22 protein-coding genes and 1 pseudogene are annotated in these 24,839 nt (G+C 73.3%); 7 read left to right on the top strand and 16 right to left on the bottom strand.

Features of this window, described 5'->3' with window-relative positions; genetic code table 11:
- Position 1: 1 nt before the first annotated feature.
- From IE97_RS0118280 to IE97_RS0118245, 8 genes and pseudogenes are all read right to left on the bottom strand, one after another.
- Positions 2-604: a D-sedoheptulose-7-phosphate isomerase gene (locus IE97_RS0118280; protein WP_030240934.1), complete on the bottom strand. Its 603-nt coding sequence runs from the start codon at positions 602-604 to the stop codon at positions 2-4.
- Positions 604-1,657, bottom strand: a pseudogene (locus IE97_RS38545) (glycosyltransferase). The gene IE97_RS0118280 and the pseudogene IE97_RS38545 overlap by 1 nt, the downstream one beginning before the upstream one ends.
- Positions 1,654-2,604 (bottom strand): glycosyltransferase, encoded by a 951-nt coding sequence (locus IE97_RS0118270; RefSeq protein ID WP_030240924.1) that lies wholly within the window; start codon positions 2,602-2,604, stop codon positions 1,654-1,656. Before IE97_RS0118270 ends, IE97_RS38545 begins: the two are co-directional and overlap by 4 nt.
- Positions 2,601-3,590: a glycosyltransferase family 9 protein gene (locus tag IE97_RS0118265; protein ID WP_030240920.1), complete on the bottom strand. Its 990-nt coding sequence runs from the start codon at positions 3,588-3,590 to the stop codon at positions 2,601-2,603. The genes IE97_RS0118270 and IE97_RS0118265 overlap by 4 nt, the downstream gene beginning before the upstream one ends.
- The gene (locus tag IE97_RS0118260; RefSeq protein WP_030240917.1) at positions 3,587-4,186 is read right to left on the bottom strand and encodes a D-glycero-alpha-D-manno-heptose-1,7-bisphosphate 7-phosphatase; all 600 of its coding nucleotides are present in this window, start codon (positions 4,184-4,186) and stop codon (positions 3,587-3,589) included. Before IE97_RS0118260 ends, IE97_RS0118265 begins: the two co-directional genes overlap by 4 nt.
- Complete coding sequence (locus IE97_RS0118255) at positions 4,183-5,181, bottom strand: glycosyltransferase family 2 protein (protein WP_030240915.1); 999 nt, start codon at positions 5,179-5,181, stop codon at positions 4,183-4,185. Before IE97_RS0118255 ends, IE97_RS0118260 begins: the two co-directional genes overlap by 4 nt.
- The gene (locus IE97_RS0118250; RefSeq protein ID WP_030240910.1) at positions 5,178-6,824 is read right to left on the bottom strand and encodes a carbamoyltransferase; all 1,647 of its coding nucleotides are present in this window, start codon (positions 6,822-6,824) and stop codon (positions 5,178-5,180) included. The genes IE97_RS0118255 and IE97_RS0118250 overlap by 4 nt, the downstream gene beginning before the upstream one ends.
- A 147-nt stretch (positions 6,825-6,971) precedes the next feature.
- Positions 6,972-7,934 carry an NAD-dependent epimerase/dehydratase family protein gene (locus tag IE97_RS0118245; RefSeq protein ID WP_030240906.1) on the bottom strand — a complete coding sequence of 321 codons (963 nt, stop codon included), beginning with the start codon at positions 7,932-7,934 and terminating at the stop codon, positions 6,972-6,974.
- Between the two features lie 103 nt (positions 7,935-8,037).
- On the opposite strand from IE97_RS0118245, the gene IE97_RS0118240 reads away from it, so the two are divergent.
- Together IE97_RS0118240 and IE97_RS0118235 are read left to right on the top strand one after the other, a co-directional pair.
- The gene (locus IE97_RS0118240) at positions 8,038-8,826 is read left to right on the top strand and encodes a polysaccharide deacetylase family protein (RefSeq protein WP_030240904.1); all 789 of its coding nucleotides are present in this window, start codon (positions 8,038-8,040) and stop codon (positions 8,824-8,826) included.
- A gap of 77 nt (positions 8,827-8,903) precedes the next feature.
- Positions 8,904-9,344, top strand: coding sequence for a hypothetical protein (locus tag IE97_RS0118235; protein WP_030240900.1), 441 nt, complete (start codon positions 8,904-8,906; stop codon positions 9,342-9,344).
- Positions 9,345-9,384: 40 nt separating this feature from the next.
- Here IE97_RS0118235 and IE97_RS0118230 read toward each other — a convergent pair whose 3' ends face one another.
- From IE97_RS0118230 to IE97_RS0118215, 4 genes are all read right to left on the bottom strand, one after another.
- Positions 9,385-10,536, bottom strand: coding sequence for an XdhC family protein (locus IE97_RS0118230; RefSeq protein ID WP_030240895.1), 1,152 nt, complete (start codon positions 10,534-10,536; stop codon positions 9,385-9,387).
- Between the two features lie 63 nt (positions 10,537-10,599).
- The gene (gene pucD, locus IE97_RS0118225; RefSeq protein WP_030240891.1) at positions 10,600-12,999 is read right to left on the bottom strand and encodes a xanthine dehydrogenase subunit D; all 2,400 of its coding nucleotides are present in this window, start codon (positions 12,997-12,999) and stop codon (positions 10,600-10,602) included.
- Positions 13,000-13,001: 2 nt separating this feature from the next.
- Positions 13,002-13,553 carry a (2Fe-2S)-binding protein gene (locus tag IE97_RS0118220; RefSeq protein WP_030240886.1) on the bottom strand — a complete coding sequence of 184 codons (552 nt, stop codon included), beginning with the start codon at positions 13,551-13,553 and terminating at the stop codon, positions 13,002-13,004.
- Complete coding sequence (locus IE97_RS0118215) at positions 13,553-14,443, bottom strand: FAD binding domain-containing protein (protein ID WP_030240877.1); 891 nt, start codon at positions 14,441-14,443, stop codon at positions 13,553-13,555. The genes IE97_RS0118220 and IE97_RS0118215 overlap by 1 nt, the downstream gene beginning before the upstream one ends.
- Positions 14,444-14,702: 259 nt before the next feature.
- Here IE97_RS0118215 and IE97_RS0118210 point away from each other — a divergent pair, with 259 nt between their 5' ends.
- Both IE97_RS0118210 and IE97_RS0118205 read left to right on the top strand, forming a co-directional pair.
- Positions 14,703-16,376 (top strand): PucR family transcriptional regulator, encoded by a 1,674-nt coding sequence (locus IE97_RS0118210; RefSeq protein ID WP_030240875.1) that lies wholly within the window; start codon positions 14,703-14,705, stop codon positions 16,374-16,376.
- Positions 16,377-16,541: 165 nt separating this feature from the next.
- Positions 16,542-17,315, top strand: coding sequence for a hypothetical protein (locus IE97_RS0118205; protein ID WP_234310781.1), 774 nt, complete (start codon positions 16,542-16,544; stop codon positions 17,313-17,315).
- A 16-nt stretch (positions 17,316-17,331) separates the two neighbouring features.
- On the opposite strand, the gene IE97_RS0118200 is transcribed toward IE97_RS0118205, so the two are convergent.
- Together IE97_RS0118200 and IE97_RS0118190 are read right to left on the bottom strand one after the other, a co-directional pair.
- Positions 17,332-17,868 carry a hypothetical protein gene (locus tag IE97_RS0118200; RefSeq protein ID WP_030240866.1) on the bottom strand — a complete coding sequence of 179 codons (537 nt, stop codon included), beginning with the start codon at positions 17,866-17,868 and terminating at the stop codon, positions 17,332-17,334.
- Positions 17,869-18,266: 398 nt separating this feature from the next.
- The gene (locus IE97_RS0118190) at positions 18,267-19,076 is read right to left on the bottom strand and encodes a GntR family transcriptional regulator (RefSeq protein ID WP_037835675.1); all 810 of its coding nucleotides are present in this window, start codon (positions 19,074-19,076) and stop codon (positions 18,267-18,269) included.
- A 164-nt stretch (positions 19,077-19,240) separates the two neighbouring features.
- On the opposite strand from IE97_RS0118190, the gene IE97_RS0118185 reads away from it, so the two are divergent.
- The gene (locus IE97_RS0118185) at positions 19,241-20,089 is read left to right on the top strand and encodes a (2Fe-2S)-binding protein (protein WP_030240859.1); all 849 of its coding nucleotides are present in this window, start codon (positions 19,241-19,243) and stop codon (positions 20,087-20,089) included.
- 229 nt (positions 20,090-20,318) lie between these two features.
- Positions 20,319-21,359 (top strand): DUF2637 domain-containing protein, encoded by a 1,041-nt coding sequence (locus tag IE97_RS0118180; protein WP_030240855.1) that lies wholly within the window; start codon positions 20,319-20,321, stop codon positions 21,357-21,359.
- An 86-nt stretch (positions 21,360-21,445) separates the two neighbouring features.
- Here the strand turns inward: IE97_RS0118180 and IE97_RS0118175 are convergent, their stop codons facing one another.
- Entirely contained in the window at positions 21,446-21,928 is a 483-nt protein-coding gene (locus tag IE97_RS0118175; RefSeq protein ID WP_051705026.1) for an ATP-binding protein, read from the bottom strand.
- Positions 21,929-22,366: 438 nt separating this feature from the next.
- Positions 22,367-22,996, bottom strand: coding sequence for a hypothetical protein (locus tag IE97_RS0118170; RefSeq protein ID WP_030240846.1), 630 nt, complete (start codon positions 22,994-22,996; stop codon positions 22,367-22,369).
- A gap of 190 nt (positions 22,997-23,186) precedes the next feature.
- Between IE97_RS0118170 and IE97_RS0118165 the strand changes: the two genes are divergently transcribed.
- Entirely contained in the window at positions 23,187-24,836 is a 1,650-nt protein-coding gene (locus tag IE97_RS0118165; protein WP_106975375.1) for a helix-turn-helix domain-containing protein, read from the top strand.
- The last annotated feature ends 3 nt before the right edge of the window (positions 24,837-24,839 follow it).

The following is a 24,839-nucleotide window of genomic DNA, read 5'->3' as shown; positions in this document are numbered from 1 at the left end:
GTCACCTCCCGCGCTCGCCGTCGCGCCGACTGCCGCGTTCCACCGCCGCGTCGAACGCCGCGCACACCATGTGCACGGCCACCAGGTGCAGTTCCTGCACGGTCGCCGCCGTCGGCGCCTCGACGCACAGGTACTCGTCGCTGCCCGCCATCAGCGGGTTGGGGGCGCAGCCGGTGAGGGCCCACACGCGTACGCCGGCCGCCCGGGCGGCGTACGCGGCGGACAGCAGGTTGGCGCTGGCGCCGGAGGTGGACAGCAGCATCAGGATGTCGCCGGGGCGGCCGTGGGCGCGGACCTGGCGGGCGAACACCTCGTCCACGCCGTAGTCGTTGGCGATGGCGGTGGTGCTGGAGGTGTCGGCGTGCAGGGCGAGCGCGGAGAACGGCGGCCGGTCGTCGCGGTACCGGCCGACGAGTTCGGCGGTCAGGTGCTGCGCCTGGGCGGCACTGCCGCCGTTGCCCGCGGCCAGCAGCCGGCCGCCGCCGGTGAGCACGGCGGCCAGGCGCTCGCCCCACCGCTGCGTGATGTGCGCCGAGGCGCGGAACGCGGTCAGGGCGTCCTGGAGTTCGTCGCAGTGACCGGTGACGGGCGGGTGCACGGTCATCACGCCACCTCCTTCTGCTGTGCGTGTCCGGCGAGGACCTGGCGGTGGACTCGCTCCACGCCGTCGGCGACGCGCCGCCAGGTGTAGTGGGTGAGGACGCGTTCCCGTCCGGCCGTGCCGTGACGGCGGCGCAGTGCGTCGTCGGTGAGGAGTCCGCGCACCGCGGCGGCGACCGATTCGGGATCCCGCGGCGGGACGAGCCGGCCCGTGATGCCGTCGGCGACGGCCCGGGCCCCCCACGCCGATACGGCGGGCGAGCCGTCGCAGCCGCCGTGCCTCGGGATCGTCGGCGAGCAGTCCGGCCTCGGGTCCGCCCGCGATGAGCAGTTCGGCGTCCGGGATGCCGGCGAGGGCCTGAATGGCCTGGTCGTAGCCCTTGCGCGGGACGAGCCGGCCGCAGGCGAGGAGACGGTGCCGCTTCCGGCGTGCCGGGACGCCCTCGGGCGGTACGCCGGGCCGGAACTGCCCGGCGTCCACCCCGCAGGGCACCACGGACACGTGCCGCGGCGGCACGCCCAGCTCGGCCAGCTCCTGCACCTCGTCGGTGCAGGTGGCGAGGACCCGGGCGCAGCCGCGGCCGATCTGCCGTTCGATGCCGACGCGTTCGGGCGGGCTGGTGTCGAGCCGGCCCTGGTGGCGGCGCTTGACGGTGCCGAGGGCGTGGAAGGTCTGCACGACGGGCACGCCGTGCGGGTGGGCGCCGATCCGGGAGGCCATGCCGGACATCCAGAAGTGGGCGTGCACCACGTCGGGCCGTTCGCGTGCCCAGGCGTGTTCCAGCCAGGCGCCGAAGGCGGGCATGTACGGGAGGAGTTCGTCCTTGGGGACGGCCTGTGCGGGCCCGGCCGGGACGTGTTCGACGACGGCGCCGCCGGGCAGCGGCACCCGGTCCGGCAGGCCGACCGCGTCGCGGCGGGTGTAGACGGTCACGTCGTGGCCGCGCCGGGCCAGTTCCTCGCTCAGGCGGGCCACGTACACGTTCTGACCGCCGGCGTCGACACCGCCGAGCGCGGCGAGCGGGCTCGCGTGCTCGGAGACCATGGCGATCCTCATCGGGCCACCTCCTTCAGCAGCCGTTCCCAGTCGTCCAGGAAGCGGGACAGCCCGTAGCGGGCGAGCACCGCCGCCCGTGCGCCTTCGCCGACCATGCGCGCGTGCAGCGGGTCGGCCATGAAGTTCCTTACGGCGTCGGTGAGTTCGTCGATCCGGTTGGAGACCACTCCGGCGCCGGGCGGTACGGCCTCGGTGACCTCGGTGGTGGCGAGCGCGACCACGGGCATGCCGAGGTGCATCGCCTCCAGCAGGGACAGGCCGAGAGAGGTCCAGCGCACGGGGTGGACGTAGACGCGTCGGCGGGCCATCGCCGTGTGGAGTCCGGACTGGGTGAGTTCGTGGGAGTGGCAGCGGTCGGCGGGGAGGCCGAGCCGGTCCGCGAGGCCCTCGGTGCCCATGCCGAAGACGTCCAGCGGGGCCGCCTCGGCGAAGGCGGGCAGCAGGTCGGTGCCGGTGGTACGGCCGCGCCGCAGCGGCTCGTTGACGGCGACCGCCGCGCGTTCCAGCTCCCCGGTCCACAGTGGCCCGGGGTCGATGATGCCGTGCTCGATGACGGTGCTCGGCGCGGAACCGGCGTCCCACATCAGCCGGTTGAAGTGGGTGACGTGGACGAGGGTGGCGCCGGGGATGTCGGCCGCGGGGTGCCGGGTGTCGGGTACGTCGCCGTGCGGGGCGTTGTGTTCCAGGTAGACCAGCGGCGGGCGGCGGCCCAGCCACTCGTCGACCAGGGCGAGTTCGTGGGGGCGCTGCAGGACGACGACGTCGATGTCCTCCTCGCGCAGCCGTTCCGGCGGCACCTCGACGACGGAGTCGGGCCAGACCCAGGTGCGGGCGCGGCCGAGGCCGTCGGGGCCGCGGTCGGGCGTGACGGGGACGACGTAGGTGTGCGGGCCCTGCACGAAGGCCGTGGTCCACGAGCCGTGCACGTGCCAGATGAGGATCCTCATGCCTCCCCCATCAGCTTCTCGGCGGCGGTCACCACGTCGTGCGGGGTGACGGTGTCCAGGCAGGGATGGCCGGGCACGGGACACTCCCTGGCCCTGCTGCCCGCGCACGGCGCGTCCTGGTCGCCGAGCAGCACGTACGGGACGCCGTACGGCCGCCAGCGCTCGGCCGGGACGACCGGCGCGAAGAGGGACACGACGGGGGTGCCGACGGCGGCGGCGAGGTGGGCGGGGCCGGTGTTGCCGGTGACGACGGCGGCGGCGCCCGCGAGGACGCCGCTCAGTTCCGCGGCCCCGGTGCGGCCGCCGAGGTCGAGGGCGTGCGAGCCCGCGACGTACGCGGTGAGGTCCCTCTCCCCCGCGCCGCCGGTCACCACCACGCGGTGGCCGGCGGCGGCCAGTTCGCGCACCGCCTCGGCGCAGCGCTCGGGGCTCCAGGCGCGGGCTGGGACGCTGGCACCGGGGTGCAGGACGACGTACGGTCCCGGGCCGGTGAGCCCGGCGGTGGCGGGCGGCGGGAGCACCCGCGGCCGGCCGTCGTCGGCCGGCGGGAACCCGGCGGCCTCCGCCAGGTCCAGCGCGGCCTCGACCTCGTGGGCGTGCGGGGGGCGGTGGTGACGTACGTCGAGGAGGGAGCCGGGGTAGTCCTCGCTGTCGGCGGCGATGAAGCCGACGCCGGCGAGGCGCAGCAGCAGGGCGGCGGGCAGCGGCGACTGGTGGAAGGAGGTGAGGATCAGGGCGGTGTCGGCGTCGATGGTGTCGATGAGCTGCTCGACCTCTCCACGGCCGACGGGCGGGGGTGTGAAGCCCACCCAGGGTGCGTCCCACACGAGGATCTCGTCGACGCCCGGCAGCAGCCCGGCGGCGGGCGCGCCGCGCGGTCCGCACAGCAGGGTGACGGTGTCGGCGCGGGCGGCGACCGCGCGGACGGCGGGCCCGGCGAGCAGGACGTCGCCGAAGCTGTCGAGGCGGGTGACGAGTGCCTTCACGTGCCCCTCCCCTGACCCGAGCCGGTCGTGTAGGCCTCCTTGATGGGGCGTTCGTCGGCGAGGACCTGGCCCTGCGGCGGCCCGTCCAGTACCGCGCGGACGGCGGTCAGCAGGTCGGGGGCGACGTGGTCGGCGGCCGCGGTCTCCTCGGGGCGGGTCTGCCCGGTGGGGACGAGGATGCCGTGGGCGCCGGCCCGGCGGGCGGCCTCCACGTCGGTGCCGATGTCGCCGATGACGACGAGGTCGGCGGGGTTGGTGCAGATCCGCCCGGCCGCCCACAGCACCATGCCGGGCTGGGGTTTGCGGCAGTGGCAGCCGTCGTCGGGGCCGTGCGGGCAGACGGCGAACACGTCGAAGGGGCCGAGGAGTTCGTCCACGCGGTGGTTGACGCGGCGGACGTCGGCCTCGGTGAGCAGTCCGCGTGCGACACCGGACTGGTTGGTGACGACGCCGGTGGCGATGCCCTGTGCGCGCAGCATGGCGAGCGCCTCCTGGGCACCGTCCACGGGGCGTACGCGGCCGGGGTCGGCGTTGTAGGGGACGTCCTCGACGAGGGTGCCGTCGCGGTCGAACAGCACGGCCTTGACCGGGCTCATCGGGCCACCTCCTGCCAGGAGGGGGCGTGTCGGTGGCGCAGGGCGCCGGTCAGCCGGTGCCAGGTCGCGGCGGGCGGGATGAGCACGCTGGTCGCGAGCATGGTGGTCACCTCGTGGCGGGTGCGGGGTCCGGGGGCGATGCGGGCCCGGGCGAACTCGGCCGTGCCGGCCGCCCAGCCGAGTGCGCAGGCCGCGGCGGCCCGGCCGTGCCCGGTGGCGGCGAGGGCGCAGGCCGCGACGCCCGCGGTGGTGATCGCCGCGTGGGTGCGGATCCGGCCGCGCGGCGCGACCGCCTTGTCCCACCAGTCGGGTCCGTGCAGCTGCCGCATGAGGGCGTCGTCGGCGTTGCCGCGCTGCTGGCGCACCGACACCCAGCGGGAGGCGGGGCGCACGGGGTGGCGGGTGGTGCGGCGGCCCTGCCGGATGCGCCAGCCCGCGTCGAGGACGCGCAGGGCGAGGTCGGCGTCCTCGCGGAAGGCACGCCGGAAGCGTTCGTCGAAGCCGCCGACCCGCTTGAGGGCCTCGGTGCGGTAGGCCATGTCGGCGGTGATCCAGTGCGCCCGGGCGAGTCCCGCGGTGCCGCGTTCCCAGTCGGTGGGGCGGCGTTCGCCGGGCAGGGGTACGGCGATGACGCCCTGGACGCCGGCGATGTCGGGAGACGCTTCGGCGAGGTCCTCGGCGAGTTGCTCGCCCCAGTGCGGCCCGACCTGGACGTCGTCGTCGAGGAAGACGGTCCACGGCGCGGTCACGGCGCGCAGTCCGGTGTTGCGGGCGGCGGCGGGCCCACGACCGCCGCCGCCCAGCACGGTGGTGCGCTCCCGCAGGTCGCCGAGGACGCTCAGCGGGTGCTCCAGCCTGTCCGGTTCGGGGTCGGGCCGGTCGTCGACGAGGACGATCTGCTCGGGACGCGGCCCCGTGGCGGCGGCGAGCGACGCGAGGCAGTCGGCGAGGGTGTCCCGCACGAGGGTCGGGATCACGACGGCGTACGAGGTCATGCGGCGCTCCTCCCGGCGGCGAACGCCCGCCCCCGGTGGACCGCGTACGGCCCGATGGCCAGCAGGTCGACGGGCGCGGAGCCGAAGCACTCCAGGGCGTCGCGGGGGTCGTCGACCATGGGCCGCCCGGCGGTGTTGAGGCTGGTGTTGACGACCACGGGCAGTCCGGTGCGCCGCTCGAAGCCGTGCAGCATCCGCGCCACCAGCGGTTCCCGCCGCTCCTCGACGGTCTGGATGCGGGCGGTGCCGTCGACGTGCACGACGGCGGGGACGCGGTCCCGCCACTCCTGGGCGACGTCGTGCACGAACAGCATGTACGGGCTGGGCAGCGGGCCGCCGGAGAACAGCTCGGCGGCGCGGTCGGCGAGGACCATGGGGGCGACGGGACGGAACTCCTCGCGGCCCTTGACGTGGTTGAGGCGTTCCAGGTTCTCGGCACGGCCGGGGTGGGCGAGCAGGGAGCGGTGTCCGAGGGCGCGCGGCCCGTACTCGCTGCGGCCCTGGAACCAGGCGACGACTCCGTCCCGCGCCAGTACCTCGGCGACGGTCTCGGCGATGTCGTCGGGCTGTTCGTAGGGGATGGCGGCGGTGTCCAGCCAGGTGCGCAGTTCGTCGTCGCTCCAGCCGCGTCCGAGGTCGGCGCCGGGCATGGGGGCGGGCTGTTCGGCGAGGTGCAGCGCCCCACCGAGGGCGGTGCCGGCGTCGCCTGCGGCGGGCTGCACCCACACGTCCCGGTAAGGGCCCTTCTCCGCGATCTTGGAGTTCGCTACGCAGTTGAGGGCGACGCCGCCGGCCATCGTGAGCGCCTCGCCGCCGGCCTCGCGGTGCAGCCAGTCGACGAGCTCCAGCAGGACCTCCTCGAGGACGGCCTGGGTGCTCGCGGCGAGGTCGGCATGGTCCTGGTTCCAGGGTTCGCCCTTGGCGCGGGGCGGGGCGAAGGAGGCCCAGTCGACGCCGTGGGCGCGGAAGCCGCCGTGGCCGGTGGGGTGGACGTACTGCCGCAGCTGGGGCAGGAAGCGGGGGGTGCCGTAGGAGGCGAGGGCCATCACCTTGTACTCGTCGCTGCTGCGCAGGAACCCGAGGTGTTCGGTGAGGTCCTCGTAGACGAGACCGAGGGAGTCGGGCAGGGCCTGGGTGGCGAGGGTGTCGAGTTTGCCCTCGCGGTAGCGGCCGGCCAGGTGGGAGGCGGCCTCGCCGCGGCCGTCGAGGACGAGCACGGCGCTGTCGGGGTGCGGGGAGGCGGGCCCGGCGGAGGCGGCGTGGGCGACGTGGTGGGGGACGAAGACGACCCGGTCGGGGTCGAGTCCGGGCAGGGCCTCGGCGAGGAACTCCGGGGCGCGGCACGCGTACTCCAGGCGCAGCGGGTCCCAGGGGTCGTTCAGGCCCATGTCGCGGGCGGGCCGGGCGAGCTTCGGGTCGAAGGAGTAGGTGACGGCGTCCAGTTCCCCGGGCCGGAGCCCCGCCTGGTCCAGGCACCAGCGGGCGGACAGCTCGGGCAGCTCCCACGCGGAGAACGGCAGCGGGCGCTTGCCGTGCTTGCGTCGGCTGAAGCGCTCCTCCTCGGCGGCCGCCACCGTCCTGCCGTCGATGACGAGGGCGGCGGCGGGGTCATGGAACAGGGCGTTGATACCCAGGATGCGCATGAGGGCTGTGCTCCATCCCGTGGTCGATGGGGACTACGGTCCTGGCGAGTGCCGCGATGCAGCTGTCTCAAACAATTGGAGCCAACTGACCCGAAATCGCCAGTTGTGTCACTTTATGTAGCCCCGAGTGGGCGGCCGGTGACCGGCTCAGGCCGCCACGGACCGCGAGAACCAGCCAACGGTCCGCTCCAGGCCTTCCGCCCAGCCGACGCGGGGTCGCCAGCCGAGCCGTTCCCGGGCCAGCCGGGTGTCGGGGCGGCGCCGGGCGGGATCGTCCGCGGGGCGGTCCACGAACCGGATGCGGGAGGCGGAGCCGGTGAGCTCGACGATCCGGCGGGCCAGCTCCAGCATGGTGATCTCGTCGCCGCCGCCGACGTTGACCGGGCCCGTCTCGGCGGAGGCGGCCAGGGCGAGCACGCCGTCCACGGTGTCGTCGACGTAGGTCAGCGAGCGGGTCTGCCCGCCGTCTCCGGCGACGGTCAGGGGCATGCCGTCCAGGGCCTGCGCGATGAAGGTGGGGACGGCGCGGCCGTCGCCGGTGCGCATCCGGGGGCCGTAGGTGTTGAAGATCCGGACGATGGCCGCGTCGGTGCCGTGCACGCCGCGATGGGCGGTGACCAGGGCCTCCGCGAAGCGTTTGGACTCGTCGTAGACGCTGCGCGGGCCGACCGGGTTGACGTTGCCCCAGTAGCCCTCGTGCTGCGGGTGTTCCAGCGGGTCGCCGTAGACCTCGGAGGTGGAGGCGAGGACGAACCGGGCGCCGTCGGCGCGGGCGCGGTCCAGTGCGAGGCGGGTGCCGGTGCTGCCGACGTCGAGGGTCTCCAGGGGCAGCCGCAGGTAGTCGGCGGGCGAGGCCGGGCACGCGAAGTGCAGGACGAGGTCGAACCGGCCGGGCAGGCCGGCGAACGCCTCCGGGTCGGTGGCGTCACCGCGCACGAAGCGGAAGCCGGGGCGCGACTCCAGGTCGGCCACGTTGGCCCGGGAGCCGGTGGCCAGGTTGTCCAGGCACACGACTTCCGCGCCGGCGTCGAGCAGCCGTGCGCACAGATGGGATCCGACGAACCCGGCACCGCCGGTCACCAGAGCCCGGCGCCAGACATGTCCGTTCACGAGACCCTCCCTCCGCCGGGTTTGCGTTCCGGCGGCGGGTAGCCACTCGCAGCGCCGGAAAACTCTATACACCTTATGTATACACTGCATGTATAGTCCCGGCATGCCTTCTCTGACCAAGAAGATGAAGAAAACGGGGACCGCGTTCCGAACGGCCGGAACGCTCGCGGCGGCCGCCGCACTCACCCTGGCCCTGAGCGGGTGCACGGGACGCGAGACCACCGCTCCCGCCACCGTCCGGGCACAGGCGGCGGTGGACGTCCAGGCAGCCGGGTTCGGCACGGCCGACTGCCGCCGGACCAAGTGCATCGCCCTCACCTTCGACGCCGGCCCGAGCGAGCACTCCGCGCGTCTGCTGGACATCCTGAGGGAAAAACAGGTCCCGGCGACCTTCTTCCTCCTAGGTGAGCGGCACATCGAGACGTACCCGGAGCTGGTGCGCCGCATGGCCGACGAGGGCCACGAGGTGGCCAGTCACACCTGGGACCACAAGATCCTGACCCGGCTGAGACCCGAGGAGATACGCGAGGAGCTGGAACGCCCCAACCAGGAGATAGAACGCCTCACCGGACGGCGCCCGACCCTGATGCGCCCGCCGCAAGGCCGCACGAACGAGACCGTGCACGAGATCTGCCGCGAGCTGGGCCTCGCCGAGGTGCTGTGGAGCGTGACGGCGAAGGACTACCGGACGACCGACTCGGACCTGATCACCCGCCGGGTCCTCGCCCAAGCGTCCCGGGACGGGATCATCCTGCTGCACGACATCTACGACGGCACCGTGCCGGCCGTGCCGGGGATCATCGACGCCCTGAAGGAACGAGGGTACGTGTTCGTGACGGTGCCGCAGTTGCTGGCGCCGGGCAAGGCGGAGCCGGGGGAGGTCTACCGGTAGGGCCCGAGCCATGGGCCAACCGGGTGAGGCATGCACAGAACAGGCCTTGAGCAGCGGGGATTTCCTACGATCGTGACGTGGCGAACATCCTGCTCGAACGAACGGTCCCGCTTCCCCTCGACGAGGCGTGGCGGCGGATCACCCGGTGGCGGCGGCACGGTGAGGTGGTGCCGTTGACCGCGGTCAGAGTGGTCCCACCCGAACCGACCCGTCAGGGCACCGTCGTCGTGGCCCGCTCGGGTATCGGCCCGCTGTCCTTCGACGACCCGATGGAGGTCACGGTGTGGCAGCCGCCGGAGGACGGGGTGCCGGGACTGTGCCGCCTGGAGAAGCGGGGCCGGGTGGTTCTCGGCTGGGCGGAGCTGGAGGTCCGCCCGGGCCCCGGAGGCCGTACCCGCGTGGTCTGGCGGGAGGAGATCAGGATCCGGCTGCTGCCGTCGCTCCTCGACGGCGTGGTGCGGCGCTCCTCGCGGTATGTGTTCGGGCGGGCGTTGAACCGTCTGCTCAGGTCACCGTGACGCCCGGCCCCGTGCCGCGCCTGACGGTCTTCTGACCCGGTCAGGCCACCGACCCGATCCGCCGGACCGCCTTCGCCTCCGGCTCGTGGTGGATCGGCGTGTGCGCCCCGGTGAGCGGGACCCCGCTGCCGCCACGCCGCTCGGCGACGATCTCCGACGCGATCGACAGGGCCGTCTCCTCGGGCGTGCGGGCGCCGAGGTCCAGGCCGATCGGGGAGTGCAGCCGGCTCAACTCCGCTTCGGTGAGGCCTGCTTCGCGCAGGCGTGCGGTGCGGTCCAGGTGGGTGCGCCGGGAGCCCATGGCACCGACGTACGCCACCGGCAGGCGCAGGGCCAGCTTCAGCAGGGGCACGTCGAACTTGGCGTCGTGGGTCAGGACGCACAGGACCGTGCGGGCGTCGACGTCCGTGCGTTCCAGGTAGCGGTGGGGCCACTCGACGACGATCTCGTCGGCCTCCGGAAAGCGCGCCCGGGTCGCGAAGACGGGCCGCGCGTCGCACACCGTGACGTGGTGGCCGAGGAACTTGCCGACGCGGACCAGGGCGGAGGCGAAGTCGATCGCGCCGAACACGATCATGCGGGGCGCCGGGACCGAGGACTCGACCAGGACCGTGAGCGGTGCTCCGCAGCGAGAGCCCTGCTCTCCGATCTCCAGGGTGCCGGTGCGGCCGGCGTCCAGGAGGGCGCCCGCCTCGGCGGCGACCGTGCGGTCCAGCTCCGGGTGGCCGCCGAAGCCTCCGCCGTAGGAGCCGTCGGGGCGGACGAGGAGGGCCCGGCCGGTCAGTTCGCGCGGGCCCGACACGATCCGCGCCACCGCCGCCGCCTCCCCGGACACGGCCGCGGTGAGCGCGGCCGCGACCACCGGCCGGACCGGATCGGCGACCCGTACCGGGGTGACCAGGATGTCGATGACGCCGCCGCAGGTCAGACCCACGGCGAAGGCGTCGTCGTCGCTGTATCCGAAGCGCTCCAGGACGGTCTCGCCGTCCCGCAGCGCCTGCTCGCACAGCTCGTGGACCGCGCCCTCCACGCAGCCACCGGAGACCGAGCCGACGGCCGTGCCGTCGGCGTCCACGGCGAGCGCGGCTCCGGGGCCGCGGGGTGCGCTGCCGCCGACGGCCACCACGGTGGCCACGGCGAAGTCACGGCCCTGCTCGACCCACCGGTTCAGCTCCTCGGCGATGTCCAGCATCTGTCTCGGTCTCCTTGGGGTCGGGGAGGCGGCGGACGAGGTCCCCGGCGAGGACGGTGCCGCTCAGCCCTCGGAGAGGTGCGTGCCGGTCAGGTGCTCGGGGCGGACCGGCGTCCTGTTCAGCTCCAGGCCGGTCGCGTCGCGGATCGCCGCGAGGACCGCCGGGGTCGACGACAGGGTGGGTGCCTCGCCGACGCCGCGCAGCCCGTACGGGGCGTGCTCGTCGGCGAGTTCGAGGACGTCGACCGGGATGGTCGGCGTGTCGAGGATGGTCGGGATCAGATAGTCGGTGAAGGACGGGTTCTTCACCTTCGCCGTCTTCGGGTCGACGACGATCTCCTCCATGACCGCCATGCCCAGGCCCTGGGTCGTGCCGCCCTGGATCTGGCCGAGCACGGACAGCGGGTTGAGCGCCTTGCCGACGTCCTGGGCGCAGGCCAGCTCGACGACCTTCACCAGGCCGAGTTCGGTGTCGACCTCGACGACGGCGCGGTGGGCGGCGAAGGAGTACTGGACGTGCCCGTTGCCCTGGCCGGTGCGCAGGTCGAAGGGCTCGGTCGGCCGGTGCCGCCACTCCTCCTCGACCTCGACGTTCTCATCCTCCAGGACATCGGCCAGGTCGGCGAGGGCCTCGCCGCCGTCCGTGACGACCTTGCCGCCTTCCAGCAGAAGTTCGGCCGTCGCCCAGGCCGGGTGGTAGGAGCCGAACTTGCGGCGTCCCATCTCCAGCACCTTCTCGCGCACCAGCTCGCAGGCGTTCTTGATCGCGCCGCCGGTGACGTACGTCTGCCGGGAGGCGGAGGTCGAACCGGCGCTGCCCACCTGAGTGTCGGCCGGGTTGATGGTCACCTGGGTGACGCCCAGCTCGGTGCGGGCGATCTGCGCGTGGACCGTGACACCGCCCTGGCCGACCTCGGCCATCGCCGTGTGGACGGTGACGACGGGCTCGCCGCCCACGACCTCCATCCGGACCTTCGCGGTCGAGTAGTCGTCGAAGCCCTCGGAGAAGCCCACGTTCTTGATGCCGACCGCGTAGCCGACCCCGCGTACGACGCCTTCGCCGTGCGTGGTGTTGGACAGGCCGCCCGGCAGCTCCCGCAGGTCGGCGCCCTCGCTGCTCTCCCACTGCCGCTCCGGCGGCATCGGCATCGCCTTGACGCGGCGCAGGAGTTCGGCGACCGGCGCCGGGGAGTCGACCGGCTGCCCGGTGGGCATGATGGTGCCCTGCTCCATGGCGTTGAGCTGACGGAACTCCACCGGGTCCATGCCGAGTTCCTCGGCGAGCTTGTCCATCTGCGCCTCGTAGGCGAAGCACGCCTGGACGGCGCCGAAGCCGCGCATGGCGCCGCAGGGCGGGTTGTTGGTGTAGAGGGCGATGGCCTCGATGTCCACGTCGTCGATCACGTACGGGCCGACGGACAGGGAGGAGGCGTTGCCGACGACCGCCGGGGAGGCCGAGGCGTAGGCGCCGCCGTCCAGGACGATCCGGCACTTCATGTGCGTCAGCTTGCCGTCGCGCGTGGCCCCGTGCTCGTAGTGCAGCTTGGCCGGGTGGCGGTGGACGTGCCCGAAGAAGGACTCGAACCGGTTGTAGACGATCTTGACGGGTTTGCCCGTGCGCAGCGCCAGGAGGCAGGCGTGGATCTGCATCGACAGGTCCTCGCGCCCGCCGAACGCGCCGCCGACGCCGGACAGCGTCATCCGCACCTTGTCCTCGGGCAGGCCGAGCACGGGCGCGATCTGCCGCAGGTCGCTGTGCAGCCACTGGGTGGCGATGTAGAGGTGGACGCCGCCGTCCTCCTCCGGCACGGCGAGACCGGACTCGGGGCCGAGGAAGGCCTGGTCCTGCATGCCGAAGGTGTACTCGCCCTCGATGATCACGGCGGCGCGCCGACGGGCCGCGGCCACGTCGCCGCGCACGATCGGCTGGCGGTGGAGGATGTTGGGGTGCGGGACGTGACCGGCGTGGTAATCGTCGCGGTTCTCGTGGACGAGGACGGCGTCCGGGGCGGTCGCGGAGGCCTCGTCGGTGAGGACGGGCAGTTCGCGGTAGTCGACCTTGATCTTGGCGGCGGCGCGGCGGGCGGTCTCCGGATGGTCGGCGGCGACGATCGCGACCGGCTCGCCGTGGTGGCGGACCTTGCCGTGGGCGAGGACCGGGGTGTCCTGGATCTCCAGCCCGTAGTGCCTCACGTCCGTGGGCAGGTCGTCGTAGGTCAGGACGGCGTGGACGCCCGGCAGGGCCAGGGCCTCGCTCGTGTCGATGGACACGATCTCCGCGTGCGCGACCGTCGACCGGAGGATCTGCCCCCAGAGCATGTCCTCGTGCCACATGTCGGACGAGTACGCGAACTCGCCGGTGACCTTGAGGGTGCCGTCCGGGCGGAGAGTGGACTCGCCGATGCCGCCCTTGGTCTGCGAACCCTGGGTGATCTTGGTGGGCGTTCCGTTGGGGGAAGACATGATCAGACCGCCTCTCCCTGCCGGGCGGCCGCGAGGCGGACCGCGTCCATGATCTTCTCGTAGCCGGTGCAGCGGCACAGGTTGCCCGACAGGGCCTCGCGGATGTCCGCGTCGGTCGGGTCGGGGTTGCGCTCCAGCATCTCGTCGGCGGCGACCAGCAGACCGGGCGTGCAGAAGCCGCACTGGACGGCGCCGGCGTCGATGAACGCCTGCTGGATCGGGGCCAGCTCGGTGCCCTCGCCGGTCTGCGAGTCGGTGCCGTCGGCCTGCCTCCCTCCGGCTTCGCCGCTGCCGCAGGACCGGTGTCTCGCGTAGTCGGCGAGCCCCTCGACGGTGACGACCTCACGGCCCTCCACCTGGCCGGCCGCCACCAGGCACGCACACACCGGCACACCGTCGAGCCGTACGGTGCACGACCCGCACTCGCCCTGCTCACAGGCGTTCTTCGACCCCGGAAGGCCGAGGCGCTCCCTCAGCACGTACAGCAGGGACTCGCCCTCCCACACGTCGTCGGCTTCCTGCGGTCGGCCGTTGACCGTGAAGTGGACACGCATCACGCGGCTCCCTCGGTGATGTGGCGGGCGCCGCGGTAGGACTCCCAGGTCCAGGTCAGCGTGCGGCGGGCCATGATGCCGACCGCGTGGCGGCGGTAGCTCGCGGTGCCCCGGACGTCGTCGATCGGGTTGCAGGCGGCGGAGCACAGGTCCGCGAACCGCTTGGCGACGGACGGGGTGATGATCTTCCCGTTGTCCCAGAAGCCGCCCTCCTCCAGAGCGGCGTTCAGAAACTCCTCGGCGGCCTTGGCCCGAACGGGTGTCGGCGCGGCGGAGCCGATACCGGTCCGCACGGTCCGTGTCCGCGGGTGCAGCGCCAGCCCGAAGGCGCAGACAGCGATGACCATCGCGTTCCGGGTCCCCACCTTGGAGAACTGCTGCGGCCCGTCGGCCTTCTTCACGTGCACGGCCCGGATCAGCTCATCGGCCGCGAGCGCGTTGCGCTTCACGCCTTTGTAGAACTCGTCGATCGGGATGCGACGCGACCCGCGCACCGACTCGACCTCCACCTCTGCGCCCGCGGCGAGCAGCGCGGGGTGGGCGTCGCCGGCCGGGGAGGCGGTGCCGAGGTTGCCGCCGACGCCGCCGCGGTTGCGGATCTGCGGGGAGGCGACCGTGTGCGAGGCGAGGGCCAGGCCCGGCAGCTCCGCGCGCAGGTTCTCCATGATCCTGGTGTACGGCACGGAGGCGCCCAGCCGGACGCTCTCCTCGCCGACCTCCCACTCGGAGAGGTCACCGACGCGGTTCAGGTCCATGAGGTACTCGGGCCGGCGGTGGTCGAAGTTGATCTCGACCATCACGTCGGTGCCACCCGCAATCGGCACAGCGGTGGGGTGCTCGGCTTTCGCGGCGAGCGCCTCCTCCCAGCTGGCGGGGCGAAGGAAGTCCATGACCGGCTCTCTTCTCCGTCATCTCGTGGGGCGATCAGATTGAGCCAATCCGTGTGCGGCGGTCCCGGCTCGTCATGTGCTGTTGACGCGTATGGGACTCAGTACACAGGGCGGCACTCCGACGGGTCAGTCACGGAAACCATGAAGGAGTTGGCTGGCCAGGACGGGCATCTTGTAGATTCGTATGAACAAAGGCCCTCAGGAACGTCCTCGTCTTCCTGTGGAAACGTGATCGAGACAAAGAACGGCGGCGACGAGCATGCGGCTGCGCGCATTGCTGGAGACGGACGCGCTGGGCCTCAAGCTGCTGGGCGGCGAGGACGAGCTGGACCGCACCGTGCGCGGTGTGATGACCACCGATCTCCGCGACCCCAGCCGCTACCTGTCGGGCGGCGAGCTGGTGCTCACGGGCCTGGCCTGGCGCCGGGACGCCGCGGACTCGGAGCCGTTCGTGCGGATTCTGGTGCAGGAGGGCGTGGCCGCGCTGGCGGCCGGCGAGGCCGAGCTGGGCGACGTGCCGGAGGACCTGGTCGTCGCCTGCGCACGGCACCGCCTCCCGCTCTTCGCGGTCCACGAGTCGGTGGCGTTCGCGACCATCACGGAGCACGTCGTGCGGCAGGTCTCCGGCGAGCGGGCCGGCGACCTCGCGGCGGTGGTCGACCGGCACCGCCGGATGATGACCTCGGGCCCGGCGGGCGGCGGCCCTGACGTGGTCCTCGACCTGCTCGGCTCGGACCTGGACCTGCGGGCCTGGGTCCTCTCCCCCACCGGCCGGCTGATCGCCGATCCCAAGGTCGGCGGACCGGCCCTGCCGGCCGAGGCGTGCGGACGGCTGGCGGCGGAGCACCTGGCCGCCACCCGCACCGGCCGCCGCGCCCCCCACCGCGTCCTCCTGGGCGGCTCCACCTACTCCCTGTTCCCGGTCCGCTCGACGGGCCGCTCCGCGCAGACCGCCCGCGACGTCCGCGAGACCGTGCTGTCCGACTGGCTGCTGGCCGTCGAGGCGGACGCCGGGGACTGGGCCGAGGAGCGCCTGGACCTGCTGCACGGCGTCACCCAGCTGATCGCGGTCGAGCGGGACCGCCGGGACGCCGCCCGCACGGTCCGCCGCCGCCTCGCCCAGGAGGTCCTGGAGCTGGTCCAGACGGGCGCTGCCCCCGCCGAGATCGCCGCCCGTCTGCGGGTGGCCGCACCGGTGCTGCTGCCCGGCCTCGGCGCGGCGCCGCACTGGCAGGTGGTCGTGGCCCGCCTCGACTGGGACGGCGGGGAGACCGAGAGCGGCCCGATGGCCCAGGCCCTGCTGGAGGAGATCCTGGTCGACCCCCTGTCGGCGGGCCCGGAGCACTCGGACCGCATCGCAGTGGCCCACACCGGCGAGGAGGCCATCGCCCTCGTCCCGCTGCCCGCCGTCTCGACGGAACACGACGGCTCGGAGACCGGCATCCTCGCGGACGCCCTCCTGGCGTCCGTGCGGGACCCCCTCACGGCGGGCCTCGACGGCGACGGGCGCCTCACCCTCGGTGTCAGCGCGACGGTGCACTCGGCGGAGGGCCTGCGCGGCGCGCTGGAGGAGGCCCGGCACGCCCGCCGCGTGGCGGCGGCCCGCCCCGGCCGGGTCTGCGCGGCGGGCCACCAGGAACTGGCCTCCCACGTCCTGCTCCTCCCCTTCGTACCGGACGACGTCCGCCGCGCGTTCACGGCCCGCCTCCTGGACCCGCTCCGCGACTACGACCGCCGCCACCGAGCCGAACTCATCCCCACGCTGGAGGCCTTCCTGGACTGCGACGGCTCCTGGACCCGCTGCGCCGCCCGTCTCCACCTGCACGTCAACACGCTGCGCTACCGGGTGGGCCGCATCGAGCAGTTGACGGGCCGGGACCTGTCACGGCTGGAGGACAAGCTGGACTTCTTCCTGGCGCTGCGGATGAGCTGAGACGCCGGGGTGTCCCGGCCCGAACCGCGAGGGGGCCGGAGTCCCACGACTTTGTGAAATCCTTCACCCACCCTCTTGGCCCGGCGCCGCGATTCGTGCTGAGATGCCGCCACCACTCAACAGCTCGATGGCGTGCTCGGGGAGGGCAACGTGGCGCATACCGCCATGTCTGGTAACGGAACGACCGCCGGTGACGATCCCCTCCAGACCGCGGTATGGCGGCTGCGCTCCCGCGCGTGCTGGGCCGACGCCGCCGCCCTTCTGCTGCCGGACACCCCCGCGGCGGCGCTGCAACGCGCCTCGCTGCTGGTGGAGCGGTGTCTGTACACCGAGCAGGGCTGGGAGGAGGCCGAGGACGCCCTGCGCACCGCCGAGGCGCTGGCGCACAGCGACGACGAGCGTGGCGCGGCCGCTTGTGAACGCGGGTACTTGGCCTACGCGTCGACCCTCCTCGCGGTGCGTGACCGCGCCGACGAGGCCCGCGCGGCGCTGGGGAGGGCGGCGGCGCTGATCCCTCCGGGGGCCGGCCAGCGGGCCCTGCTCGACTTCCGGCGCGGGTTGCTCGCCGAGAACCTGACGCGGTCCCCGCAGGCGGCACGTGCGGCGTATCGCCGGGCTCACGCGGGCGCGACGGCCCACTCCGACCCGCTGCTGCTGTCCTTCACATGGCGCCACCTGGCCGGGCTCGCTTTGCGGGACGGGGAGTTGGCGGAGGCCAGGCACGGTTTCGCCGAGTCGTTGCGGATCCGCGAGGAACTGGGCTACCTCGTCGGCACGGCCCCGGCGCTGGTGTCCCTGGCCGACACGGAGACCGAGCCGGAGGCGTCCCGGCTGCGGGAGGAGGCTCGGCGGTTGTTCCGGTTGCTCGGGGGTGTGCCGACGTGGCTGGCACGGGTGTTGACGCCGTTGCCTCCGGCGGCGGGGGCGGCCACGGCGTGACGCGGTCCGGGGGAGGCTAATGGACCAGGGCGTTCACCATGATGATCACCAGGCCGATCAGCATGTCGAGGCCCCCTGCCAGGCATGAGGACAGCCATCCGTGCCCTGCGGCGCGGGCGGCCGAGGTGCCCAAGGCGAACAAGGCGACGGGATTGAACAGCAGGGCCGCGTCCACAGCCGTGTCCTCCGCCCACCACCCGGCTGCCGCGGCGAGCAGTATCCCCACCGTGGGCAGCGCGGCGGCGACCAGTGGCCACGCGGCGAGCATCGCCCGCAGGCTGCTCGTGGTGGCTGCCCCGTCGGCGGCCGCACGCTGCGCGATGACGTGCGCGTACCCATGGGCGGCACCGGACGCCAGCGCGGTGATCAGTACCCACAGCGCGTCCGCACCGGGATCGGCCTTCTCGCCCGTCTCGTCGAGGGCGGCCACCATGGAGCTGGCCAGCACCAGTCCGTAGATCCCGCTGAACAGCAACTGCTCCGACGGCCGTCGCAGCGAGATCCCCCTTGGTGCGCCGCCCTCGGGGCGGACATGGTCAGCGCGGTCGGGCATCGCATCCCCTGGTACGGGAAGAGAGCTGGGTCCGCACATGCTCACCCGCGTGGCGTCAGGGCACACGACGCCACGCGGCGTCAGTACCCCTGTTGCGCCTGAAGGGGGGTCAGCGTCCGCTCGTCGTCGCGCCCCAGGCGCCGCCGGCGGCAGGTGCCGAACGCCGCCCCGGCCTGCTGCCGGGGCCTGGCCATCCGCCTGCCCGGACCCTGTTCACGATCTGCCCGGACCCTGTTCACGAGCTCCCCGCTCCCGCGTTCCGGCGTTCCCGAATCGGCCCTGCCGAATCTCCGGCGGCTCGGCGGCGGTGCCGGCGACAGCTGGGCCGAAGTCCGGCTCTGTGCCGTTCCGCGGTGCGCCGATGAGGGAACCGTCACCAACCTCTCCGGACAGCACTGCTAGGCGCTACGCGATCCCCCACCGGCCGCCGCCGCTCCCGCGAAGTGCTCCCCCACCAACTCCCGCACCACCTCGAGGTCCCGGGCGATCAACGCGTCCAGCAACGCCGTGTGCTCGTGCGCGTCCGCCACCAGGTCCGCCCGCCCCCGTACCCCCGTCCCGCCCCCGACCAGCGGCCACTGGGCCCGCCGGTGCAGGTCCTCCGCGATCTGGACCAGCTGTTCGTTGCCGGACAGGGACAGCACGGCCCGGTGGAAGACCCGGTCCGAATCCGCGTACGTCGCGCGGCAGCCGGAGGACGCCGCGCGGACCGTCGCCTCGGCGAAGGGACGCAGTTCGGCCCACCGCTCGGCCGACACCGTACGGGCCAGCCGCAGCATCACCGGCACCTCGATCAGCGCCCGCACCTCGGCCAGCTCCGCCAGTTCCCGCGCCCCGCGCTCGACCACCCGGAACCCCCGGTTCGGCACGACCTCGACAGCGCCCTCGAGGGCCAGCTGCTGCATGGCCTCCCGCACCGGCGTCGCCGACACCCCGAACCGCTCGCCGAGCGCCGGCGCCGAGTACACCTCCCCGGGCCTGAGCTCGCCCGCCACCAGCGCGGCCCGCAGGGCGTCGACGATCTGCCCGCGCACCGAGGCCCGTCGCACCACAGGCCGGTGCCGCGGAGGGGCGGGCTCACTGTGCGTGTGTTCACCGCGCACCTCCCCGGTCTGCTGGGGCACCCGGGCCGGCCCCGCCTGCCCGGACTCCCCGGCACGCGCCTGCGGCGCCCCTGTCCCGGCGGAGCCCTGCGCGACCTGCCTCACGGGTCCTCCTCCGGACGTATCGGTACTTGCGGTCATTACGGCGGGTTGTTACTCGTCCGTCAAGCACCATAAGCGCACCGGCCGCCAGTTCAAATCCCGGCGATCTTCGATAAGGTAAGGCTTACCTTCAGAGCACCCGTTCGACGACGTGGATCGGTGATCGCATGCCCGTGCCCCGTTCGGCCGTCTCCGGCGCCTACGCCCGCCTGGCCGAGGTCCTCCCCGGGCTCGCCGTCACCGAACTCGCCCCCGGGGACGACACCCCGGACGGCGGCTGGATCACCGCCGCCTCCCTCGCCGCCGCGGGCACCGACCTCGACTCGTACCTGGCCTGGGACGACACCCAGATACGCCAGGACTACGACCAGCAGGCCCGCCCGGACGTCATCGCCAGCTTCGGCCTGCACCGGTACGCCTGGCCCGCATGCCTCCTGATCACCGTCCCCTGGTTCCTGAACCGCCGCGTGCCCCGCTACCCCGTGACGCACGTCTCGTTCGACCGCGCCGCCCCGGGCCACGCCCTCGGCCACCTGGCCGTCCGCCCGGCCGGCTTCGCCTGCCTGCCCGGCGACGAGGCCGCCGTGCTGCCCGGCGCCCGGGTCGTCCCCGACGAGGAGGCGCTGCGGGCCGAGGTGCGGTCGGCGGTCGCCGAGCACCTGGAGCCGGTCCTGACCGGCTTCGGCCCCCGGATGCGACGGCGCGGACGCGCCCTGTGGGGCATGGCGACCGACGAGATCGTCGAGGGGCTCTGGTACGTCGCCCAGTTGTTCGGCGAGATCGAGGAGCGGCGCGCGATGCGCGAGCTGGAGCTGCTCCTGCCGGGCGCCACGAAGCCGTACGTGGGCACGGCCGCCTTCCGTGAGCTGACCGGCCCCGGCGGCGAGCCCCTGCGCACCCGGGACCGGGCAAGCTGCTGCATGTTCTACACCCTGCGTCCCGAGGACACCTGTGCCACCTGCCCGCGCACCTGTGACGCGGACCGGGTCACCAAGCTGCTGGCCACCGCCAGTTGAGGTCGCACCACCCTCACGTGTCACCGAAACTTTCCTGGGAACCACCCGTACGGGTGGTCGTGTTCGAACTCAACTTCCTTCCCTCAAGCGGTAGTTCGAGCAGAACACCGCCCTGGGCGTTCCCTTGCACTTCGTTGGCGGCCTCTTGCCCCGAAACCCCCTGAGCGCCGAGGGGATTGGGCCACTATGGCGGGCGTTAGGCCCTATCCCAATGCAAGGGACCACCCCAATGAAACTGACCGACATATCGCTGAACTGGCTGCTTCCGGGCGCCGTGCTCCTCCTGGGCATGCTGGCGGCGGTGGCGGTGCTCGCGCGCGGCAAGCGCTCCTCGGTCAAGGACACGCGTGCGGACGATTCCTGGGAGCGCAGCGAGGAGCGCCGCAGACGCAAGGAAGCCGTCTACGGCACCGTCTCCTACGTCTTGCTCTTCTGCTGCGCGGCCGTCGCCGCCGCGCTCTCCTTCCACGGCCTGGTCGGCTTCGGCGAGCAGAATCTCGGGCTGACCGACGGCTGGCAGTACCTCGTTCCGTTCGGCCTGGACGGCGCGGCGATGTTCTGCTCCGTGCTCGCGGTACGCGAGGCCAGCCACGGTGACGCCGCGCTGGGCTCCCGGATACTCGTCTGGACGTTCGCGTTCGCCGCGGCCTGGTTCAACTGGGTGCACGCGCCCCGGGGCATCGGCCACGCGGGTGCGCCTCACTTCTTCGCGGGCATGTCGCTGTCGGCGGCGGTGCTCTTCGACCGCGCGCTGAAGCAGACCCGCCGGGCCGCTCTGCGGGAGCAGGGCCTGGTGCCCCGCCCGTTGCCGCAGATCCGTATCGTGCGCTGGCTGCGGGCCCCCCGGGAGACGTACAGGGCCTGGTCGCTGATGCTCCTGGAGGGTGTGCGCAGCCTCGACGAGGCGGTCGACGAGGTGCGCGACGACAAGCGCAAGAAGGACGAGGCCCGGCAGCGGCGCCGCGACCAGCAGCGCGTGGAGCGGGCCCAGCTGAAGGCGATCAGCCGCGGCCACCGCGGCTACCTCGGCCGCGGCGGCGGCCGGCAGCTGGAGGTGCAGGTGGAGCGAGGCTCCTCGCAGGTCTCCGCGGAGCCTGCCATATCCGGGCCGGAGCCTCTGCCCGTCCGCTCGCGTCCCTCCCTTCAGCCGGCCCGCAAAGGGACTGACCAGGTGACCGTCGACCTCACCGCGGAGGACGACACCATGGCGCTGCCGCGCCTGGACTCCCTGGAGCGCAAGCTCAAGGACCTGGAGCAGCAGTTCGGCTGACCGGGTGGCGCACAGGACGGAAGGGGACGCGGCCCGCGGGCCGCGTCCCCTTTTGCCGCTCAGGCCTCGCGCTCATGCCCTGCCGCTCACGCCGCCTCGGAGCCGAGTTCGAACCAGACGGCCTTGCCCACGCCGTGCGCCCTGACCCCCCAGGCGTCCGCGAGGGACTGCACCAGGAACAGGCCCCTGCCGTTCGTACCGCTGTCGGCGGCCGGTACGCGCAGCCGGGGTCTGCGGGCCACGAAGTCCCGTACCTCCACCCGCAGTCCACGGGGCCCGACGGTGGCCGTCAGGACCGCGTCGTGGTCGGTGTGGACGATGGCGTTGGTGACGAGTTCGCTGGTGAGCAGTTCCGCTACGTCGGATTGTCCGTTCTTCCCCCACTGTCCGAGCAGTTCCCGCAGTGCCTTGCGGGCCTCCGGCACGGCCCGCAGGTCCGCCCGCCCGAGTCTGCGCCTCAACTGTGGTGTCGGCGCCTGCTCCGTGACGTCTTCGGTCTCGTCCTCCACCGTCTTCGCCGAGAGGGCCCCGATCGCTATGGGACCGCCTCGTCGTGCCTGCCTCTCCATGACCCCCGCCCGCGCGCCGATGTCGGTTCCCCTCCTGCTCGAACACGTTCACGGGGATCCATGCCCCATCGGGCACGCGGCAGTCATGTCTTGTCGTCAACGACCGGATGTTCGGCCACGCGGACGCGGCCGACGGGCCGGCCGGAGCGGTCGTGAGCGGTACGACGGCGGAGGGCAGGGGGACAAGAGGGTAACCGTCGCGGGTGCCGTGATGGATGCTGACGGCCGGAGATCGGCCGAACTGCCGATGGCCGGCTGCCGATCCTTCCGTACGCGGTGCAGAGACGGGGCGGACGGTCACCGTCCGCGTCGCTCCGGTGAAGTTGGCCGAAGTACGACGGTTTCTACGGTCCCTCTCGGACGCCGGCCGGTACGGGGCCGTCCTCCCCACCCCCGTGGCGGGAGGACGGCCCCGGTCCTTCGCGGTGGTCGCGTCGGTCAGTAGAGCTTGTTGACGGCGGTGGTCGTCGTCGTCTTGAAGGCGGCCACCGGGGCGTCGCCGAAGTCGCCCATCTGTCCCCACCGCACGACGGTGACGGTCCTGCCGTCCCGGCCGACGGACAGCAGGGCGATGTCCGTCGCGCCCCAGGATGTCTCGGTGTGCAGTCCGCGCACGCGGGCGCCCTCCTCGACCGGCAGCGTGCCGTAGTCGCGGCCCTCGGCCTCGACGTCGGGGTACGACTCCTCGAGGCGGTCGGCGCAGGTGCGGATCTCGTCGTCGAGCCGCGCGGCGAGGGCCTTGGCCTTGGCGGCGGAGCCCGTCACGACGGTGACCTGTACCGCGCCGGTATCCAGGTCGGTCCGGAACTGCCGGTGCCGGTAGTCGTAACCGGGCAGGCCCTCCGCGCCCAGGCAGGAGCCGAGTTCCCCCGGGAAGCCGTCGGTGACCGGTCCCGCGGTCCAGGCCGAGGACGGGTGCGGCGGCAGCTCGGAGGCCGACAGGAACTTGGGTGAGGCGGCCGGCGGAGCGGCTCCGGCCGGTGCGGTGAGGAGCGTGCCGGCCGCGAGGGCCGCGGTGGTCAGTACGGTGAGTGCGGTGAGCGCGCCTGCTCGGGTGCGCATGGGCATGGGTGTCCCCCCGTGGGTGAGTGCGTGGATGTCGGATGCCGCCGCGCCGTGGGCCGGCCGGCCCGGGCCTGGTCAGTGCGACACCAAGAGCATCAGCGGTCATGGCGGGCGGACGCAACGGCATGCGCCCGATGCAGCACGGTGGAACCATCCCAGGCCGTCTGACGTGCAGGTACATGGGGTGCCTGGGATGCGGTCCCGGGCAGGTCCCGGACGAGTCGGGACGGGGAACGGGGGCGGGGGAACGGTGTCGGTACAGAACGGCGTCGACGAGGTCGACGACGTCGCGGAGTTCGCGGCGCTGCTGAGAGCGTTGAAGGACCGCACGGATCGCAGCTACGGTTCACTGGCCCGCCGCCTGGCCATGAACACCTCGACGCTGCACCGCTACTGCGCGGGCGAGGCGGTCCCCCTCGACTTCGCCCCCGTGGAGCGCTTCGCGGCGCTGTGCGGGGCGTCGCCGGAGGAACGCCTGGAACTCCACCGCCGCTGGCTCCTCGCGGTGGCGGCGCGGCAGCGGCCCCGGGCGGCGGCTGGGGCGAGCGCAGCGAGCACGGCAGAGGGCGACGCGACACACCACCCGGAGTCGGAGCCCCGCCCGGAGTCACCGCACGCGGAGTCGGAGCCCCGCCCGGAGCCACCGCTCGCGGAGTCGGAGCCCCGCCCGGAGTCTGCGCACCGCCCGGAGTTACCCCGCCCGGAGTCTGCGCACCGCCCGGAGTCACCCCACGCGGAGTCGGAGCCCCGCCCGGAATCACCCCACACGGAGTCGGCGCCCCACCCGGAGTCGGCGCCCCACCCTTCACCCCACACGAAGTCGGCGCCCCACCCGGAGTCGGCACCAGACCCGGATCCGGCGCCCGACCCCGCGTCAGCACGCCACCCGGCGGCCGGCGAAACCCCACTCCCCCGCCGCCCCTGGTACCGGCGCAGGCGCGTCGCCATCGGTCTGGCCGCTGCCTGTGCCGTGCTCGCGACACTCGGGAGCCTGTCCGCGCTGCCGGACGGGCGGCGTTCGTCCGCCGGTCGTGCTCCTGCGGCCGGGCCCGCCGCACCCGGTACGACAGAAGCCGAGGCACAGGAGCGCGACGCCCCCACGCCGACGGCCCTGAGCAACTCCCCCACCCCGGAACGGCCCAGCCCGTCCGCCACCCCGGACAAGAAGAGCTCCCCCGCCCCCTCGACTCCGGCAACCACCCCGCCGCCCGCTGGGAGGACACCGGCCACACCTCTCACCTGGTCCGTCAACTCCCAGGCATGGAAGTTCGGTTGCGGTCATGACTACGTCATCTCCAAGCCGCCGCGGCAGGTGCCGCCACCCCCGGCACCCCAGGACGCCGGAGCGTGGGCGGCGACGCAGGACGCGGTGCACGGCGGGGAGACGATCGTGCAGTTGTCCGTGCAGGGGCGGACGGACACGGCCGTCGTGCTGGAGGCGCTGCGCGTGCGCGTGGTGGGGCGTACCGCGGCGGCCCAGGGCAACGCCTACGCCATGGACAACGGCTGCGGCGGTTCACTCACCCCGCGGTACTTCGACGTGAACCTGGACAAGGACCGCCCCATCGCACACGCGGTCCCCGGGAACGACGCCGGCACGCCGATCCCGGCCGTGCGCATGCCGTACCGCGTCTCCGCGCGGGACCCCGAGGTGCTGCTGGTCACCGCCCGGACCGCGACGTGCGACTGCCGTTGGTACCTGGAGCTGGACTGGTCATCCCAGGGCAGCAGGGGCACGGTCCGCGTCGACGACGACGGCCGCCCGTTCCGCACCAGCGGCATCACGGGGCTGCCCCGCTACACGTACGACACCTCGGCACACCAGTGGGCTCCCTACCGCTGACCG

Source organism: Streptomyces sp. NRRL S-455 (assembly GCF_000717875.1).
Classification (GTDB): Bacteria; Actinomycetota; Actinomycetes; order Streptomycetales; family Streptomycetaceae; genus Streptomyces.
The sequence above is the reverse complement of the archived record's forward strand: the minus strand, read 5'-3'. Positions and strand labels throughout refer to the sequence as shown.